Here is an 18160-nt window from a genome sequence, read left to right on the forward strand (position 1 = left end):
AAAGGTCACAACTAGCTTTTCTTGGGACATTTACACCCGTAATATGGCCCAACTTGACTATCAAAAACGACCATTTTCCATCACGCTTTATATATAACTAAAATGCGAGGACGCGATGATGTACGACGCCGATCTGTCCGGTAAAAACCGGTTTTTCTCCCTGTCCACTCTCTCTGCCGCTATCGCTGTGACTACAGCCCTGAGCGCTGCTGCCTCTGCCGCAGAGATCGAGGAGGTAGTAGTTACCGCGCAGAAACGTGCGGAGAACCTGCAAGACGTTCCGATCGCCATTTCCGCTTTCACTGGCGACAGCATGAAGGCGATGGGTGTCAAGAACCTGACAGACCTGGGTAAATTTACCCCAGGTGTAGAAATGAATAACGATACACCGCTGCAGCCGACTTATAGCGTGCGCGGTATCGAAACCGGTGATTTTACCGTGGGTTCCGACCCGGCGGTTGCCGTCTATGTAGATGGGGTTTATACCGGCCGTGGGGCGGGCGCCGAGATTCCGCTGGCGGATATTGAGCGTGTTGAAGTATTGAAAGGCCCGCAGGGTACGCTGTTCGGACGCAACGCAACCGGTGGTGCGATCCACATTATTTCCAAGAAGCCTCAGGCAGACGATACCACCGAGCTGAACCTGACCGCCGGCAATTACGGTCGTCAGTCAACCGACCTGCTGATCAACCGCCAACTGAGCGATACCGTTTACACCCGCTTTACCGCGTCCACCAACCGTCGCGACTCTTTTGCGGATAACATTTCCGCAGAAAACGATTTCACCGTCGGCAACATCGATACCCAGACGTACCGCGCATCCCTGCTGTGGGAAGCGAGCCCGAATACTGAAGTTTTGTTCCGCGCCGACTACGGCATCATGGATCAGGGCAGTGCCCTGCGCAGTTCCATCGTTCCCACCCTTCAGGCAGATGGGGGCGGCACGGACGTATTTGGTGATTACGCACTGGATACCCCGACCATTGAAGATCGGGATTCCTGGGGCGGGTCCGTCACGGTTACCCACGATTTCGAAGACTTTAGCTTTACCTCGATCACGGCCTACCGCGGCTTCGAAGCCCACCTGCAGCAGGATGAGGATGGCACCGACAATGCGGATTACATGTTCGGCTCCGCGAACTTCGACGATCAGACCCAGTTCTCCCAGGAGTTTCGTCTCAATGGCGCGACGGACACGCTGAAATGGACTCTGGGTGCATCGTACTCCCGCGAGGAGCTGGAGCACGTGACGGATGCGTACTTTACTGCCGGCTCGCTCGAGTCGTTCGCCCTCTATGAGGGAATAAAAGGTAGTGAGCAGCTCCAGCAGGTATTAGCCGCAGCCTTCCAGGTTGCCGCTCCTGAAACACAAACGGAAATCGAAGATCTTGCGGCGAAAGCCCGGGCCGCGATGGCCGCGGGCGCTTTACCGGGTATGCCGGAAGGCTCAGCAGTTACCGAAGTCGTTTACGGACTGCTCATGAACTCCCAGGATTTCCAGCAGCAGATTGCCGCGCAGCTGGCGCCGTTAAACGCTATGTTGGGAACAAACTTTGGCGCGCAGAACCTGAGCCGCGCGGATATGATGGCATCTCTGATGTCAGGTATCGCTCCCTGGGTAGCAGCAGATACTCCGTGGAATGAATCTGTCCTCAATACCGGTGATTACCGCTCAGCGGCCATTTACGGTGATGTGACCTGGAGCATCACCGACAAGATGGATCTCACCGTTGGCGCCCGCTATACCGCGGACGAAAAAGATTTCACCATCAATAGTGCCTACCAAAACTCTCTGCCGGTGGCTCTCGTAGGTACTGTCGGCCTGGTAGATGACAATGGCAATCCGGTGCAAATCACTCTGCCGAATGGTGCCGTTCTGGATTCCATCACCCTCCCGGGTGTGGTGCTGGGACAATCATTTGGTATGGCGTTCAACAACAACGGCGCTCCGGTCCTCAACGAGAAACTAAGCGACTCCTGGAGTGATCTGTCTGGCCGAATCGTGCTGGATTACCGTTGGAATGACGATGTGATGACTTTCGTCTCTCTGGCAGATGGCTTCAAGGCCGGCGGTTTCAACAGCTTTACCGTTGCCGAGGGTATTGATCCGTCCTTCGACCAGGAGAGCGTAACCAACCTGGAAATTGGCCTCAAGAGCAGCCTGTTCGACAACGCGGTTCGCTTTAACGCGTCTGTGTTTGCGTACGACTACAAGAATCTGCAGCAACTGGATCTTGTCGGCGCGCCGATTCCGAACTATTACCTGCGCAACGCGGACGCCGAAGGTCGTGGTGCCGAATTCGAGGTGCAGTGGGCCGCTACCGATAACCTGTTTGTTGCCGGTAACTACTCGTATCTGCATACCGAATACACCCGTTACACCTTGCTGGATCAGCCTCCTGTCAACGAAGGTCCAGAGGATGACCGCACTGGCCAGCCCCGCGTAGGTACGCCAGAGAACAAATTCAACATTCTGGCCGAATACACCTGGGAGCTGGGCTCTGGCGGTGATGTGGTTCTGCGTGGTGACTATAACTGGACTGGCGAACGTGTCGGTTCTGTAAGTGACCCCGCTCGCGTAATCCCTGATTACCAGCTGATGAACCTGCGCGCAGGTTGGAACAGCGCATCCGATCGTTATTCCGCAGCACTGTGGGTACAGAACGTGACCGACGAAGAAATCGCCGGTGGCTACGGCGGTACTGGTGCGGCGATTGGTGCCAGCCCAGCGTGGCGTTTTATGCCCCGTATGTACGGCGCGGACTTCACCGTTCGCTTCTGATCACGTCTTTTGTCACACGAAAGGGTCGGCTCGCCGGCCCTTTTTTGTGCCTCAAGAGACGAGGTGCAGGGCAGAATTCCTGGCGCCCGTTACATCGCAACTTCGCACATTGTCATAGGATTCCGCCACAATGGTTGTATGATCGAACGCAATCTCCGCAGTTGACCGGGCCAAAACATGAGTCTGATTTCAGAAGCAGGTTCAGAGGTATCGTCACATATTCAGGAACGAAATGGCGGGCTGGAGCCAGGTGAAGGGCAGGGGCCAGTACGGGAATTGTCCCTCGATGAATGTGTCGCCCTGCTTGAACAGTATCAGGTGGTACGCAGAGAAACCGAGTTCCTGGTAGATCCCCTAACTGCAGAAGACATGTTACTGCAGTCCATGCCCGATGCCAGTCCCAGCAAATGGCATCTGGGACATACCAGCTGGTTTTTTGAGACGTTCATCCTCCGCTCTTACCTTCCCGAATACGCCGTTTTCCATCCCGCCTTCCACCATATTTTCAATTCCTATTACAACACTCTGGGCCAGCCGTTTACCCGAGCGCATCGGGGGCTCTTGTCACGCCCCTCCGTTGAGCAGGTTTTCGCCTACCGCTGTCAGGTGGATCGAAGTATTGAGCGGTGGTTGACGGAGGAAGAGGTCACTCGGGAGCAGGCAAACCTATTGCTGCTGGGCATTAACCATGAACAGCAACATCAGGAATTGCTCCTGACGGATATCAAGCATGCCTTTTCCATCAATCCTCTGGCGCCGGCGTACTGTGAAGATCCAGAGTTTGAAGGCGATACGGAGGCTGAACCCCCTGGAGAGCATTGGCTGAGCGTACCGGAAGATAATTATACGGTCGGGGGGGAGGGCGAGGACTTCAGCTTTGACAATGAAGGCCCCGCGCATCAGCGCTACCAGCCAGCGTTTCGCATTGCTTCCCATCTGGTGACCAACGGTGAGTTTCTCGAGTTTCTGCAGGATGGCGGTTATGACGAGCCGCGCTTGTGGCTATCCGATGGCTGGCGTTGGGTGCAGAGCGAGCGGCAGCAGTGTCCGCTTTACTGGCGGTTTATTGAGGGCGATTGGCTGCAATTCACCCTCGGCGGGATCCGGCCTCTGGATCTGAACGCCCCGGTTAGTCATATCAGTTATTACGAAGCCGATGCTTATGCCACTTGGGCAGGCAGGCGGTTACCGACGGAATTTGAGTGGGAGATTGCTGCCTGGCTGCACTGTAAAAAGGACGCGGCGCAGCGGGCCAATATGCTCGAAAGCCGGAATTTCAGACCTGTTGCCGAGCCCGCAGGCGTTAACCAAATTCAGCTGATGGGTAATCTCTGGCAGTGGACCTCGAGTGCCTACGGGCCATATCCGGGTTTCCGCGCCAGTGAAGACGCCGTAGGGGAGTACAACGGAAAATTTATGTGCAACCAGATGGTGTTGCGCGGAGGCTCTTGTGTCACGCCGCGCAATCATATTCGTATTAGTTACCGGAATTTCTTTTACCCGCATCAAGCGTGGCAGTTTACTGGTATTCGGCTGGCGGGGGACTGGCAATGAATATGGCAATTCCTACAGCAGGTAGGGCGGGGCTGCCAGACTCACCATCGAATCACCGACTTCAGTTTGAGCGTGATGTTTTAGCCGGATTGGCCGCACCGCAGAAGACGTTGCCGTGTAAATATTTTTACGATGAGATCGGCTCGAAGCTGTTCGAAAGTATTTGTGAACTAGAAGATTACTACCTGACACGGGTTGAAGCCGATATTTTCTCCTGCGCATTGGATGAAATGACGATGGTCCTGGGGCAGGGGGTCGCACTGGTTGAGCCAGGTGCGGGTAACTGTGAAAAAGCTGAACCCCTGCTTGTCGCCATGAACGACCCGGTGGCGTATTACCCACTGGATATTTCCCCCGAAATATTGCTTGCCGCACAACAAAGAATACAGCGACGTCTGCCGACACTGGATGTTGTGCCTGTAATCGGTGATTTCACCAGCACAACAGTCTGGCAACAACTGCCAAAATCCCACCAGCGCAAGGTACTGTTTTTCCCTGGCTCAACGATTGGCAACTTCACCCCTGAACAAGCCCGGGAACTTTTGCAGCGGTTTGCCGAGCAGCTTCGTCCGGGTGAAGGAATATTATTGGGAGCCGACCTGGTAAAAGACTCGGTTGTGTTGGAGCGGGCCTATCATGATAGCGCGCATGTGACAGAAGCCTTCAACAAAAATCTTTTAACCCGTATCAACAATGAGTTGAACGGAAATTTCAATATTGATGACTTCGCTCACCGCGCCTTTTACCATCGCGTACGCCAGCGGGTGGAAATGCACCTGGTCAGTCTCACGGACCAAAAGGTAGAGGTTTCCGGACAGCAGTTCGAGTTTGCGGAGGGCGAGACCATTCATACGGAAAACAGCCACAAATACACTCTGTCCGGATTACGGACGTTACTGCATGAGACAGGGTTTACCACACAAAAATTCTGGACCGACAATAAACAACACTATGCAATTTATTATGCAGAAGTACGGTAACCAATTGCCGCTCCTAAGGCGGACCCTCAACATCCTTCAACTGGTGTCAATCGGAATCCTGATTTCGCTCAGTGGCAATGTCAGAGCTTCAGAGAAGCCGGACAGCGCAAATACCGCTCAAGATATAGTGGTATACAAATCGCCATTCTGTCTCTGTTGTAATGACTGGGTGAACCACCTCAAAAAGAATGGGTTAGTTGTCGAGACCCAAAACGGATTGGATACCGCGGAAATTAAACAAAGGTGGAACGTTCCACACAGTATGCAGGGTTGCCATACCGGCGTGTGGCGCGGCCAATTTGTATTTGAGGGACATGTACCTGCGCGTTTGATTCGTCAGTTTTTGGCAAATCCACCGAAGGGTAGTATCGGTCTTGCAGTACCAGGAATGCCCCAAGGAAGTCCCGGTATGTACAGAGGCGGTGAATTTGAACCTTACGTGGTCTACTCGATTCTTCCCGAAGGTGAATACCGCTTTTACGAAAGAGTGACCGTACCGGAAGCGAATTGATCGCGGCGAATCCATTTGATTCTGTAATCCCTGGGCGCTAGGCTTGCGCTCCCCTCAACCCGTAGTAAGGGCCGTGGTCCGTTCGATGATTCAACCTTTTTCCCCCGCAGTGGGCCTTGGCAATTGCCACCTGCAAACCATATTCCCCAGATTTCACCGCCCCAAACCCTGGATTCGCACCCAGTGCCAGTGGCTGGCTACGCCGGATGGCGATCGGCTCGCGTTACACACTCCCGCGCCGCTAGTGGATACCCAAGAACGACCGATCATTCTGGTGCTGCATGGTCTTGAAGGCTCCGTCGAGTCTCCTTATGTTCAGGGCCTTATGCAGGCGCTGTTGGCACAGGATTTCCAGGTGGCGGTACTGCATTTCCGTGGTTGCGGCGGGATACCTAACTTGCTACCACGGGCGTATCACAGCGGTGTTAGCGAAGATCCTCGATGGCTCGCTTCTCACCTGCGCGATCGGTACCCGAATACCCCCTTGATGGCGGTAGGCTATTCGCTCGGAGGGAACGTGTTGCTCAAGTGGCTTGGCGAGGACGGGGCTGATACCCCAATTAGCGCCGCCGTATCGGTGTCGGCCCCGCTGGATTTACATGCTTCAAGTCGTCGAATGGGGCAGGGGTTTTCAAAGGTCTACCAGCGGCATTTACTCAACAGCCTTCAGCAGAGCCTGCGGAAAAAGGCACTTGATCCCGAGTTGGCGCGACAAATGCCCGCGCTTGATGATAAGCGATATTTTACGGATTTCCGCCACTTCGACGACCACTTCACCGCGCCGTTGCACGGGTTCCGGGGTGTAGACGACTATTACACCCGGGCATCCAGCAAGCCGTTATTGCGGCTTATTCAGACCCCGACACTGATCATCCATGCGACAGACGACCCCTTCGTTTGTCCAAGCGCTGTCCCCAGTCACATTGAAATAAGCCCGAATGTCGAACTGGATATCACCAGCAAGGGAGGTCATGTAGGCTTCGTCAGCGGCAGTATTTGGCGCCCGGAATATTGGCTTGAACAGCGCATTCCGCAATTTTTGACGGGATGGCGCTCAGCCGGCCGCTACAGCTAATAGAATCGCTACATCATTTTGCATCAATGGCTTGTGAAACCTGAAGCCGGTTGAAGATCGTCCAAATGCATACAGAACGTCATGTACTTATGCATCGCACTAGCAGCAGCAATATCCTGATACATCGTATGCTCAAATTCTGGGTGCAGGGCGATAACTTCAACCATCCCAAGATGGTAGTCACTCCCGGCCCTCAGACGTAAAGCCTCCGAGGCGATGGTCGCTAATTTTTGAGCCAGATGATCCGCCGTACCCTGATCCACCAGTACGTCCCGGAAAGCATGTGCAAATTGCTTCCAAAATGTTGGCTCAATCGCGAATTGTTCAATCAACTGGTAGATTTTTTGTCCGATCGACATTCTCTATTCCCCCCGAAAAAGAGGCAGGCATACTAATCGAGTAGGTATCAATACCAAAGAGCATTGACCGCCAACCAGCGAGGCTTGGCGACTGTTTCTTTATTTGTTGTAGATTGGCACCTATACCACCGATTGCGAGGCGGGTATCCCTGTATCGTCGCTCCGAAATTATTCAGCCTTTCTGATCCGAACTCTCCTGGCAGCCTTAGGTATCCCGTGTATTCCTATTTGGTTATCCGTGTACATTGAAGGAATAACTATTTACAGCCAAGCGATGATTAATCTAGCATTTTAATTTTTTAATTTTTTCTATTTGGATCGATAAAGGCAGATAAATTGCAGTAAATAGAATGCTGCTGGCAAGGAGTTTGGAATTACGCTCAACTAGCGATTAGCCAGCACAGGTATTCTGCAATAAGTTTAAGTGAGTACGAATATATGCCCAGCATAGGAAGTCACAACGATAGTGAGCAAAGAAACGTGGCAGAAAGCGAATTACGCATAGCTATTGATACCATACCTGGTTTAGTTTGGACGGGCTTACCTGATGGCAGTATCGACTATTTGAACAGGCGGTGGCTGGACTATACGGGTTTAACGCAAGAAAGGGCAAAAGGCTGGGGTTGGCAAGAAGGGGTGCATCCTGAAGATATCCTAGGTCTTGTGGAGTACTGGAAGTCAATTTTAGCGTCAGGAATAGAAGGGGAATATAAAGCACGGTTGAGAAGATATGACGGTGAATATCGCTGGTTCCTGTTTCGGGGCGTACCATTAAAAAATTCGTGCGGGGAAATAGTTAAATGGTATGGGACAAATACCGATGTAGAAGCACTGCATGCATCTGAGCACGTCATACGGGGTCAAGTGGAAGCCCTCAAGCTAACCTTGTCAGCCTTATCAAGGGAATCGGATCCGGAAGAATTCTTAAAACACGTAATTGAAATGATTACGTCGCAGTTTCGCGCGCATAGTTTGAGTATTTGGGAGCTAAAGGACGATCAAAATCGTGTTCAATTAGCGATTAGCTATTCCTCGAACAAACTGGAAATTGTTGAAAGCAATGGTTTATATGATCAAATGCTGATTCCTGAGGGGACGGATTTCCATCCGGTCTGGAGCGATTTTCTTCTTACTGGCCACTACTGTGTTAAAGGGAAAATTGAAGAAGAATCAATATATATATGTAATGCCGAGTCTTCAGAGTCTAAATGGCACGAATGGGGATCCACTGATACTATTAAAGCTATCGCTAAAAAATTGCATTCTGACGGCGTTGTCAATACGCTCTCAGTTCCAATCTTCTTATCTGGTAGGGTAACTGGTTTAATCAGTATTCGGTTTACTGGGGCCGTAGATTTTAGACTGGAAGAGATTGGCCTGGCACGAGCGCTTTCTCAAATTGCCACATTAGCAATTCAAGTTATGCGCCTTTCAAATCAAATTAAACTATCGGCAATTATCAATGAACGAAACCGCCTTGCAAGGGATATGCACGATACCCTGGCGCAAGGCTTTACCGGGATAATCATTCAACTAGAGGCCGCGGTCGATGCCAGGTCAAAATCACTGTTGAAGGAGTCCCAGGAGCACATCAATGCCGCGATCGGATTAGCCAGAGAAAGCCTGGGAGAAGCAAGAAGGTCCGTATTATCACTAAGACAGAATGTGCTAATGACAAAGGAACTCTGGCAAGCCATTGAAGAATTATTTATTCGTCGTACTCAAGGTATTTCACTTGAAACGAAAATTTTCATTAATGGCAGAAAACGTAGTCTTCCTCAAGGCTGGGATGAAAACATATTATTTATGGTCAATGAAGCACTGACCAATGTGTTAAGGCACTCAAATGCGAGTGAATTTAGGTGCGACGTATACTTTATGGAAAAAAGTCTGAAACTAGAATTGGTGGACAATGGACGTGGCGTAAATCAAGAAAATGGATTAGAGGGATTTGGCCTGATTGGAATGAAAGAAAGAGTAATTGAGCTGGGAGGAAGATTTAACTTGGAAACCGAAATTGGAAAATTTACCGCTATCTCTATCGTGCTTCCCCTATTACCCGAGCGAGTTTTGTAGCCGGAATCGTCGCGTTGAGAAAATATTATGAGTGATATTTCACGAGATAAGATAAGAATTCTGATCGTTGATGATCATATTACAGTGCTTGAAGGATTAGCCTCGATCATAAATCGCCAAACTGATATGGCCGTTGTTGCAAAGGGCCAAGACGGGGGAGAGGCCATAGATTTTTGGCACAAACATCGTCCTGATATAATACTGCTTGACTTACGTATGCCTGTCACTAATGGCATTGATGTAATCGCTCATATCCTGCAGGAAGACCCCAAAGCCCGCGCAATCGTATTGACTACCTTCGATTCAGATAATGAATTGGCCAGTGCAATTAAAGCTGGAGCGAAAGGATACCTACTTAAAGATGCCGAAATTGGTGAATTACTCGATTGTATAAGGAAAGTCCATCGGGGCGGTACCTGTATTCAACACAGCTTGATAGAAAAGCTGGCTCAAGGGATACATGGAATACCATTAAGCGGACGTGAGAAGGAAGTACTTCAATTGCTCGCAAGGGGAAAAAGCAACAAAGATATTGGTAGTCAGCTTTTTATAAGTGAAACAACGGTTAAATCACATCTACGTAATATTTTTTCAAAATTAGATGTCGCAAACCGAACGGAAGCTATTATGGAGGCTAATCGGCGCGGTCTCATCCATTTGTAGATTAAAAAATGTACATCGGTAGTGTCTGGCTCATATCGTCAATCCTTCGAAAGAAGGATATTACCTTCCTCCAAGAGTCGTAGAAATATTTCGTTTCTTAGGTTGTTTTATTCGAAGATCACTCCCTCCATTCTAGTGTCATGCCATCTTAACGTGCGTCATATAAAGCGGTATCAGTGTGGATCATGACAACGAGATGGCGCCGATTTGAAATACGATGTTTCTTTCCATTTATTAAAATATAAATTCGCGCCAGGACGGTGGAATATGGATATTTGTGCTGTTCAGAGCAAAAAGGAATTATCGGAACATGTCCGTCATAATTCTATAGACCTATTGAACTGTTATTTATCGGGCATTCTGGATTTAGGTGTACAGGTTAAATTCGCACATTGGAATGTCAAAGCGCCGACGTTTACAGCTTTGCACGATCTATTCGACAAGGTCTTAAGGAATATTGAAGAATTGACTGAAAAAATAGCTGGACGATGTATCGCGCTGGGCGGAATTGTGACAGGGGAGGTGAATAGTGTGGTATCAATATCTAACTTGTCCAAATTTTCGCCCGATTTCCGGAATATCAACCATCAATTATTGATTATCTGCGATGGATTGGCCCAGTTTGGTCAGTCTGTCAGCCGTGCGATAGTAGAAGTTTCTGGTTTCGGCGACACTGGTACAACAGACTTACTTGTCCAGGTTTTCCGAAATATTGAGCAATTACTCTGGCAAGTTGAATCTTACCTGTACCAACCTGCGTCGTTTTCATATCCGCAGACCATAAACGCCTGTACTTGCTGATTATTTCAGAAAATAAGATCAATCTACGGTGCGATTTTTACCGCTATGGGCACGTACTCGGTTCTCGGTATTTACATAAACGGTATCCGTTGTCGCCATACTCGAGTGTCCCAGGTCTTCAGATAGGTCCTTGAGCGCTCGACCGCGTTCAATTTCCATACTGGCGCCAGTATGTCTTAGCCAGTGTGTAGATGCTTCTTTCAGTTTATACGCCTTATCTTCGCCTTCGGCCTGCCGCATTTCATCGTAGGCACGGTCAAAAACCTGCTGAACGATCCTGGTTAGCTGCCGAGATGTCATTCCACCCTGACCACGAATTTTTTCCACAATAGGTTGGTTTTCACCGGCGCCGGGTAGGGGGCTCAGACCGCGATAGTTACGGTAGCGCTTGAGGTAAAGAATAAAGCTTGGGGGTACGGTGACATCCCTTAACTTTCGCCCTTTTCCGAAAATTTTGAGCCACCAGTTGCCGTCAGAATCCTGCCAGAAATGGCTCATTGCCGGTGTCCAGTTACTTCGCTCAGAGAGCTCGGAAATCCGTAAAAACAGTGTTTTTAGTGCGCAAATAACAAACAGGCTGCGTTCGTGAAGCGGATCTTCGTCGGCCATCCGAAGCGCCACGTTAAACAAATATTGCCACTGAGCTTCCGTAAGGCGCCGAATCTCCTTAACCTGGGCATCCTTGATAAAGTGGCGGCAATCGGTCTTGGCAATTTGTGCCGGGTTACCGTACAGGTATTCCTCATTCATCAGATATTTGTAAAACGCGATTATCCCGGTGAATGTGGCCGTCAGTGTTTGCTGGGATGGGCGATATTTCTTTTTATCGGATTCGGATTCTGCGGGTTGGCTATTTTTCGGAAGCTTGAGGCGAAATGGCGCCCAGGCTGGATTCTGGACAAAACTGCCGTTAATAAACTGGAACTTTTCATGGTTTGCGATGCAAATCCAGTCCACCGGCGGCTGCCAGCAGAAGTCTGCGTATTCTAAAATGTCCGCCTTGCGCAATCGATCCATAGGCGCAGCCTTGATCAGAAACAGCCACAAAAGGAAGCGCTCGGCTTCATTGCGAAAACGCGTAAATGTATGTTCAGATTTATTGCGGCCGATATAGCTCAAAAATTCCTGGCCCCAAAGCCAGTGCGGCATCCACCAAGATTCGCCAGATTGGAGAAACTTCTTCAGGTCGGGAAAACTGTTAAAAAATGTCTGGTCCGGACTTAAAGGCTTGAAAGCTTTCAATTCGGTATAGGTTGGATACAGCGGGACGGGTTTCGGAATAGCCATATCTGGACGCCTTGGGCTGGTAAAATACGCGAACAGCCATTCTAACCGCCCCTACACGCGAAGTCGAACACTAAACAGTATTGGACATAAGGATCTGCCGGCAGTGCCTGAGTTGCAGTCTACCTGCTACCTGCTACCTGCTACCTGGCTACCTGGTGGTCAACGCAGGAATCCCACCTACTCAGACTGCATTAGATTGATGGGTTAAATTTGGATGGGCGTTTCGCTCAGCGCGCAGAAACAATCTTGTAGCAACAATTTAATAGGTCAGCTCCTGGGAGCTCACAATCCGAATGCCTGCTTCGGGCTTTAAAGCGGCGCCGAGTAGCTCACGCGCGATATTTTGCGCGGGACTAATGCGCCATCGCCTGGGTATTAATGGATGCATCAGTCGTAGCAATAACTCAGCCATACGCTCACCCGGTCTGAATTCTTCGCGGTTGCCGCCAATTAACCCCGGGCGGACGAAGGCCAGGGACTCAAACCCTATTTGTTTGAGATCGTACTCCAATTTTCCTTTGGTCCGGTTATAGAAAAACCGAGAATCGGGATCGGCGCCCAAAGCTGAATTGAGGACGTAGACACTAGCGCCTGCGCGATGCGTCAGGCGCGCTACCTCAAGTGGGTAGTCGTGATCTACCCGCGTAAATGCGATTCGGGAACCGGCGATGCGCATGGTAGTGCCCAGCGCACAGATGACGGCGTCCACTTGCCACCAATCGACCCCATCCGGTAACTGTTCAAAATCGACCTGCGGCAAAAGGAGTTTCGGATGTGCCGGAAGCGGCCGTCGTGTAGGGGCAATAACCCGGTGGACGGCGGTATTGGCAAGTGCGAGATCTAGGACATGGCGACCGACTAGCCCGGTCGCGCCGACAATCATCAGATTCATTGGGTTGCTGTCGTCATTATGGTAATCCGGTCGCCTATCCTACCGGAAATACGGTTATGACGGCTCACTGACCGCAAACGGAAATTCTCTTACTTTTGCCTTTATGGCTTCGTGGGCAGCTTCCTGCTCGTGGAGTAACTTCCTTCGTAGCACCGCCGCTTCAAAGCGCTGCTTCTCAAGCAGTGTTTCCGGTATAAACGGTGGAACCTTGACCGGCTTACCTTCATCGTCCAGCGCCACCATTGTCAGATAACAGCTGTTGGTGTGTCGCATCACCCGGGACCGGATATCTTCGGTCACGACTTTGATACCAACTTCAAGTGAGGTGTTGCCGGTATAGTTGACCGAAGCCAGGAATGTCACCAGTTCCCCAACGTTAATTGGCTGGCGGAACATGACGCGATCAACGGAAAGGGTGACGACATAGCACCCCGCATAACGACTGGCGCAAGCGTAGGCCACCTTATCCAGATATGACAACAGCTCGCCGCCATGTACCTTGCCGGTAAAGTTCGCCATGTCCGGTGTCATCAGCACGCTCATACTGAGCTGGTGATCGCGGCGGTCCTCCATGTCTACTGTCCTTTTTTGCTACTTTAGTTGTTTGAAAGTTATTTGAATTTCGTTATCAATTTCTGTGTCTGGGCAGAATCCGATCCGGTTAGGTGGCCGGCTCAGTCCTGTCGGGTGCACGTTGAAGGCGTGTCAGCTGGCTCTGCAGCTCGGCTTTTTGCTGCAGCGCCACCTTGATTTCTGCACTCAACGATACCAGTGAATCCCGCTGGGTCCGTAATTCTGCTTCCAGTTTATTACAGGTGTCGCGCTGTAATTCCGACTCCCGGATATGGGCAGCGTTACTGCTCGACAGGCTGGTGATTTGCTGCTGCAACCCCGCTGATTCCAGGGCCTTTTGCTCCAATTTCTCCTGTTGTTCAGTGACGTTTCGCTGCATTGAGAGCAGTTCAGTTTGATTCGTGAGCAGAGTTTGCTGAAGTTGCTGCAGCTCGGACGCTTGCTGAGTGTTGAGCTCAGAAAGGTCTTCGATTTTTTGTTCTCGTTCAGTCAGCCGCTGGGCAGCAATGGTGATCTGCTCATTCAGGGACGAAATCTGGTTGTTTAGCTGTGTGTTGGTTTGCCGGAACTGGTCGCGCTCCTGCTGGCGATCATCCGCCATCCGCTGCTGAAAGAACTCAAAATGGTCCCGGACCGTACGATTCTCTTGTTTGAGTTCATCAACATTTGTGCGGAGTTCACTGATCCGTGCCCTGCCCTCGTCTCGCTGGTATTCACATTTCGTCAATGACTGCTGTGTGTCGTTCAGCGAATGGCGAAGCTCCCGGTTCTCTTGCTGGCTCTCCAGCAATTTTTGCTCCAGTTTTTGCAGCTCGTCCGTGCGTTCGGTGAGTAGCGCTCGTACCTGCACAAGTTCTGCCTGAATTTGCTTTACCTGGCTTGCAGACTCTTCGTGCACCGCATCCACCTTTTGGTCGGCTTCCTGCTGGATGCTTTGATACAACGCTTTGACCGCATCCAGCAAGTCTTGCGGCAGGCCGGAAGTATCAGTTTGAGCTTTTCCGGTCTCGGTTTTCCAGCGTTTCAACAGTGGTGCAATGGTGCTTTTGCTTCCTGTACCCAGCGCTTCCCGCACACGATCTACCGTCGGCTCTTCGCCGCGCTGCTTGATGGTTTGTGCGGCCTGCGCAATATCGAAGTAATTAACACCTGTGCGAGCCATTTGAACTCCTTGTCGATTCGGGCTGAAGTGGGTCTCGGATAAATTTCATAACGTATTACGTGATACGTAATAATACATAATTGGTGTCGCTTAAATCACTAGATATTTCACTTTTCATAACCTTCGATAATCAAACTTATCGTAGGTTATGAAAACAAGTTATGCGAAAATCTCTGCCAGCCCGGTACACAACCCCAATTTCAGCATCCCCCCAGAATATGAAAAATCGCTTCCCAGACACGCGAATCAACGCCCTGCCCCCAACTCGCACATCGGAAACCAGAGCTCCGCTACCCCGGGAAACCCTGCAGGCGTATCTGAACGCCGCCACCTCAGAAAGCACACGTAGAGCCTATCGCTCAGCAATCCGACAATTTGAAAAATGGGGCGGCCGTTTACCTACGGACAGCGAAACCCTGATGCAATACCTGCTGGATCGGGCGGAAACCTTGAATCCACGCACCCTCGAACTGCACCTCACCGCCATTGGCCAGTGGCATCGCTATCAAGGCGTCGAAAATCCGGTATCTGAGCCACTCATACAAAAAACGATGAATGGGATCCGGCGTGTGCACGCCAAACCCAAGCAGAAAGCGAAAGCGCTGCGCCTCGAACATGTCGCGGCGATGGCGAATCACGTTCGGGCTCGCACAGAGAGTAAAAAGAAGCACCGTGATCTTGCATTGCTATTGGTGGGATTCTTCGGTGCATTCCGACGCAGTGAGCTGGCGGCGATTCGGGTGGAGGATCTGATCTGGGAAGACGAAGGATTGATTGTGCGCCTGCCTCGATCCAAGACGGATCAGACTGGTCAGGGGATACTACGAGCCCTGCCCTTCGGAAATTCAGCAGTATGTCCCGGCACAGCACTACGAAGCTGGCTCGACGCTGCGGATATACAGAATGGACCCGTGTTCCGAGCCGTCAACCGCTGGGATCAGATTCAGCACAAGCCGCTCAATCCCGGCGCCATCAATCAACTGCTCAAACAGTTGGGCACGGAGTGTGGTTTTGATTTTGTCGACAGCTTAAGCAGCCATAGTTTCCGCCGTGGACTCTCCACTTCCGCAGCACGGGAAAAGGTGGATTTCGAGCTGATCAAGAAACAGGGTGGCTGGAAGAGTGATGCAACCGTGTGGGAGTACATCGAGGAAGGCCAACGCCTAACTGACAACGCTACCACTGTGTTGATGGAGAAAATGGCCACTCTCGCTGAAATGCACGAAAAAATGGACTAAGTAGCCGGGGCCTCTACGTTAGCTACTCAAGAATACTTGTAAGCGGGGCTCAGCAAATACGCGGTAACTGTTCTCCTTGCAGCAGGTCGAGCAGTCGTTCGCAACCCAGTGAATTCTTCAGTATGACCCCCGTCCGGCCAGTGGCAGTCACCAGCCCTATCCGTTGGCTTCCGGCAGAGACCGAATGACAGCGCAAAATATCCAACGCCGCCTTTTCTTCTTCTTCTGGCACAAACACGACAAAACGTCCTTCGTTGGCGACATACAGGGGATCTAGTCCGAGTAACTCGCACGCCCCCTCCACGGATTCGTCTATGGGTACCGCGCTTTCCTGTACTTCAACCGATACTCCCCGAGCGTTCGCCAGTTCCACCAGTGCGGTGGCGAGACCGCCGCGAGTCAGGTCCCGCAGGCAATGTACTTGAATGCCCGCTGCCAACAGGTCGCGCACCGGTTCATGCAGCGGTGCGCAATCACTGTGTAAAGATGTATCGAACGAAAGTCCCTCGCGACTCGCCATCACTGCCATACCGTGCCGACCAATATCCCCAGACAGCAATATCCGATCACCCGCTCGAATGGCACCGGGACCTATCTCCTGCTCATGTTCCAGGACCCCGATCCCAGCGGTATTGATATACAAGCCATCCCCCTTACCCCGCTCAACAACCTTGGTGTCACCTGTGACCAGGTGTACGCCGGTTTGCGCGGCAGCACGGCCCATGGACGCCATGATTCTCTTCAAGGTGTTCAACGGCAGTCCCTCTTCGAGGATCAGACTGCAACTCAAGTACATAGGCCGCGCGCCACTCATGGCCAGGTCGTTGACCGTACCGTACACGGCAAGCTCGCCTATATCGCCGCCAGGGAAAAACAACGGCGTTATTACGAAAGAATCCGTGGTGAACACCAGCTGTGATCCCTTGATGGTCAGCAGCGCACTATCGTGCGCCTGATCCAGCCAGGGATTTTTAATGTAGGGATAGATGTAGTTGCGGAACAGATTCTGACTCAACTCACCGCCACTGCCGTGGCCCAGGCGAATAGTGTCTTCTATATCTGCGGGAAGCGGGCAGTCAATGTTCATGGGTCGCACGATCCGTTGCGTCGCTGGTAATGACCTGAGCGCGATAGCGATAATAGGCTGCGCAAGCGCCCTCAGAGGACACCATTGGCGCGCCCAGAGGGTGCTGCGGCTGGCAGCTCTCGCCAAAATGCGGGCAATCGGGAGGCGTTCTTTTCCCGAGCATGATCTCCCCGCTGATACAGCCTCTGGTATCGTCGGGGCACGATCTTTTTTCGTCAAATAGCGGAGCGGCATTCAGCACGGAGTATGCGGCGCGCAGGCGCAAACCACTGGCCGGAATATTGCCAACACCACGCCAGGTTTGTGAGCTCACCTCGAACACCTGCTGTAGCATGTGCTGAGCATGGGGATTACCGGCGGGCTCTACCGCGCGCGCATACTGGTTCTGCACCTGATATTTATCGCGCTCCAGCTGTCGCACACACATCAAAATACCCTGGAGAATATCCAGTGGTTCAAAGCCTGTTACCACGATGGGCACGCGAAATGTATCGGCGAGTTGTTGGTAGGACTCAAATCCGGTTACCGCGCAGACATGGCCCGCCGCAAGATACCCGTCGATACGGGTATCGGCGGCACTACTGATTGCCGCAATGGCGGGTGGCACCAGGAACTGGGAAACAAGCAAGAAAAAATTGTTCAGCCCTTGTTCGTGCGCGAGGAATGCGGCCATGGCGTTGGCTGGTGCAGTGGTCTCAAACCCGACAGCAAAAAACACCACCTTGCGATTGGGGTTACGCCTGGCGATATCCAATGCGTGTAGTGGTGAGTAAACCATGCGTACATCCCCACCCCGTGCTCGGACCCCGAGCAGATCGCCCTCACTGCCTGGCACCCGGAGCATGTCCCCAAATGTGCAGAAAATAACGTCCGGCCGCGCAGCAATGGCGATTGCCTGATCGATGATATCCAGTGGCGTCACGCACACCGGGCAGCCAGGGCCGTGCACCAGCCGTATCTGGGACGGGAGAAACTGTTGCAGACCATATTTGACGATGGCATGCGTCTGGCCGCCGCACACTTCCATGATGGTCCAGTGGCGAGTCGTGATACGCACGATTTCTCGTGCTATCCGCTCTATGCCTGGACGCTGGCGGTATTCGTGGAGGAATTTCATGCG

At 51.6% G+C, this 18160-nt stretch carries 16 protein-coding genes; 9 read left to right on the plus strand and 7 right to left on the minus strand.

Annotated elements, in window-relative coordinates:
• The first annotated feature begins 115 nt into the window (after positions 1 to 115).
• The 5 genes from PVT68_RS01990 (at position 116) to PVT68_RS02010 (ending at position 6902) form a co-directional block, all read left to right on the plus strand.
• Positions 116 to 2782, plus strand: coding sequence for a TonB-dependent receptor (locus PVT68_RS01990; protein WP_280320898.1), 2667 nt, complete (start codon positions 116 to 118; stop codon positions 2780 to 2782).
• Between the two features lie 177 nt (positions 2783 to 2959).
• Entirely contained in the window at positions 2960 to 4336 is a 1377-nt protein-coding gene (egtB, locus tag PVT68_RS01995; protein ID WP_280320900.1) for an ergothioneine biosynthesis protein EgtB, read from the plus strand.
• Positions 4333 to 5316 (plus strand): L-histidine N(alpha)-methyltransferase, encoded by a 984-nt coding sequence (gene egtD, locus PVT68_RS02000; protein ID WP_280320902.1) that lies wholly within the window; start codon positions 4333 to 4335, stop codon positions 5314 to 5316. Before egtB ends, egtD begins: the two co-directional genes overlap by 4 nt.
• Complete coding sequence (locus PVT68_RS02005; RefSeq protein ID WP_280320904.1) at positions 5300 to 5827, plus strand: DUF411 domain-containing protein; 528 nt, start codon at positions 5300 to 5302, stop codon at positions 5825 to 5827. Before egtD ends, PVT68_RS02005 begins: the two co-directional genes overlap by 17 nt.
• An 85-nt stretch (positions 5828 to 5912) precedes the next feature.
• On the plus strand, positions 5913 to 6902 hold the full coding sequence (locus PVT68_RS02010) for a hydrolase (RefSeq protein WP_280320906.1): 990 nt from the start codon (positions 5913 to 5915) through the stop codon (positions 6900 to 6902).
• A 23-nt stretch (positions 6903 to 6925) separates the two neighbouring features.
• On the opposite strand, the gene PVT68_RS02015 is transcribed toward PVT68_RS02010, so the two are convergent.
• Positions 6926 to 7261 carry a hypothetical protein gene (locus tag PVT68_RS02015; RefSeq protein WP_280320908.1) on the minus strand — a complete coding sequence of 112 codons (336 nt, stop codon included), beginning with the start codon at positions 7259 to 7261 and terminating at the stop codon, positions 6926 to 6928.
• Between the two features lie 480 nt (positions 7262 to 7741).
• Between PVT68_RS02015 and PVT68_RS02020 the strand changes: the two genes are divergently transcribed.
• The 3 genes from PVT68_RS02020 (at position 7742) to PVT68_RS02030 (ending at position 10801) form a co-directional block, all read left to right on the plus strand.
• Entirely contained in the window at positions 7742 to 9337 is a 1596-nt protein-coding gene (locus PVT68_RS02020) for a histidine kinase (RefSeq protein WP_280320910.1), read from the plus strand.
• Between the two features lie 27 nt (positions 9338 to 9364).
• Positions 9365 to 10000: a response regulator transcription factor gene (locus tag PVT68_RS02025; protein WP_280320912.1), complete on the plus strand. Its 636-nt coding sequence runs from the start codon at positions 9365 to 9367 to the stop codon at positions 9998 to 10000.
• A gap of 207 nt (positions 10001 to 10207) precedes the next feature.
• Complete coding sequence (locus PVT68_RS02030; protein WP_280320913.1) at positions 10208 to 10801, plus strand: ferritin-like domain-containing protein; 594 nt, start codon at positions 10208 to 10210, stop codon at positions 10799 to 10801.
• A gap of 18 nt (positions 10802 to 10819) precedes the next feature.
• Here the strand turns inward: PVT68_RS02030 and PVT68_RS02035 are convergent, their stop codons facing one another.
• The 4 genes from PVT68_RS02035 to PVT68_RS02050 all read right to left on the minus strand — a co-directional run bounded on the left by PVT68_RS02035 (position 10820) and on the right by PVT68_RS02050 (position 14715).
• Positions 10820 to 12088 carry a tyrosine-type recombinase/integrase gene (locus PVT68_RS02035; protein WP_280320914.1) on the minus strand — a complete coding sequence of 423 codons (1269 nt, stop codon included), beginning with the start codon at positions 12086 to 12088 and terminating at the stop codon, positions 10820 to 10822.
• A gap of 259 nt (positions 12089 to 12347) precedes the next feature.
• The gene (locus PVT68_RS02040) at positions 12348 to 12980 is read right to left on the minus strand and encodes an NAD-dependent epimerase/dehydratase family protein (RefSeq protein ID WP_280320916.1); all 633 of its coding nucleotides are present in this window, start codon (positions 12978 to 12980) and stop codon (positions 12348 to 12350) included.
• Positions 12981 to 13034: 54 nt separating this feature from the next.
• A complete protein-coding gene (locus PVT68_RS02045) occupies positions 13035 to 13553 on the minus strand; it encodes an acyl-CoA thioesterase (protein WP_280320918.1) in 519 nt (172 codons plus the stop codon).
• A gap of 88 nt (positions 13554 to 13641) precedes the next feature.
• Complete coding sequence (locus PVT68_RS02050) at positions 13642 to 14715, minus strand: DNA-binding protein (RefSeq protein WP_280320919.1); 1074 nt, start codon at positions 14713 to 14715, stop codon at positions 13642 to 13644.
• A gap of 218 nt (positions 14716 to 14933) precedes the next feature.
• Here PVT68_RS02050 and PVT68_RS02055 point away from each other — a divergent pair, with 218 nt between their 5' ends.
• A complete protein-coding gene (locus PVT68_RS02055) occupies positions 14934 to 15953 on the plus strand; it encodes a site-specific integrase (RefSeq protein ID WP_280320920.1) in 1020 nt (339 codons plus the stop codon).
• 49 nt (positions 15954 to 16002) lie between these two features.
• Here PVT68_RS02055 and hypE read toward each other — a convergent pair whose 3' ends face one another.
• Positions 16003 to 17040 (minus strand): hydrogenase expression/formation protein HypE, encoded by a 1038-nt coding sequence (gene hypE, locus PVT68_RS02060; RefSeq protein WP_280320921.1) that lies wholly within the window; start codon positions 17038 to 17040, stop codon positions 16003 to 16005.
• On the minus strand, positions 17030 to 18157 hold the full coding sequence (gene hypD, locus PVT68_RS02065) for a hydrogenase formation protein HypD (protein ID WP_280320922.1): 1128 nt from the start codon (positions 18155 to 18157) through the stop codon (positions 17030 to 17032). Before hypD ends, hypE begins: the two co-directional genes overlap by 11 nt.
• Positions 18158 to 18160: the final 3 nt, after the last annotated feature.

Source organism: Microbulbifer bruguierae (assembly GCF_029869925.1).
In the GTDB taxonomy this organism is placed as follows: domain Bacteria; phylum Pseudomonadota; class Gammaproteobacteria; order Pseudomonadales; family Cellvibrionaceae; genus Microbulbifer; species Microbulbifer bruguierae.

What these genes read in the sequence shown, in the direction of transcription:
- PVT68_RS01990 (WP_280320898.1), top strand. Translation starts at nt 116, where the DNA reads ATGATGTACGACGCCGATCTGTCCGGTAAAAACCGGTTTTTCTCCCTG.
- egtB (WP_280320900.1), top strand. Translation starts at nt 2,960, where the DNA reads ATGAGTCTGATTTCAGAAGCAGGTTCAGAGGTATCGTCACATATTCAG.
- egtD (WP_280320902.1), top strand. Translation starts at nt 4,333, where the DNA reads ATGAATATGGCAATTCCTACAGCAGGTAGGGCGGGGCTGCCAGACTCA.
- PVT68_RS02005 (WP_280320904.1), top strand. Translation starts at nt 5,300, where the DNA reads ATGCAGAAGTACGGTAACCAATTGCCGCTCCTAAGGCGGACCCTCAAC.
- PVT68_RS02010 (WP_280320906.1), top strand. Translation starts at nt 5,913, where the DNA reads ATGATTCAACCTTTTTCCCCCGCAGTGGGCCTTGGCAATTGCCACCTG.
- PVT68_RS02015 (WP_280320908.1), bottom strand. Translation starts at nt 7,261, where the DNA reads ATGTCGATCGGACAAAAAATCTACCAGTTGATTGAACAATTCGCGATT.
- PVT68_RS02025 (WP_280320912.1), top strand. Translation starts at nt 9,365, where the DNA reads ATGAGTGATATTTCACGAGATAAGATAAGAATTCTGATCGTTGATGAT.
- PVT68_RS02035 (WP_280320914.1), bottom strand. Translation starts at nt 12,088, where the DNA reads ATGGCTATTCCGAAACCCGTCCCGCTGTATCCAACCTATACCGAATTG.
- PVT68_RS02040 (WP_280320916.1), bottom strand. Translation starts at nt 12,980, where the DNA reads ATGAATCTGATGATTGTCGGCGCGACCGGGCTAGTCGGTCGCCATGTC.
- PVT68_RS02045 (WP_280320918.1), bottom strand. Translation starts at nt 13,553, where the DNA reads ATGGAGGACCGCCGCGATCACCAGCTCAGTATGAGCGTGCTGATGACA.
- PVT68_RS02050 (WP_280320919.1), bottom strand. Translation starts at nt 14,715, where the DNA reads ATGGCTCGCACAGGTGTTAATTACTTCGATATTGCGCAGGCCGCACAA.
- PVT68_RS02055 (WP_280320920.1), top strand. Translation starts at nt 14,934, where the DNA reads ATGAAAAATCGCTTCCCAGACACGCGAATCAACGCCCTGCCCCCAACT.
- hypE (WP_280320921.1), bottom strand. Translation starts at nt 17,040, where the DNA reads ATGAACATTGACTGCCCGCTTCCCGCAGATATAGAAGACACTATTCGC.
- hypD (WP_280320922.1), bottom strand. Translation starts at nt 18,157, where the DNA reads ATGAAATTCCTCCACGAATACCGCCAGCGTCCAGGCATAGAGCGGATA.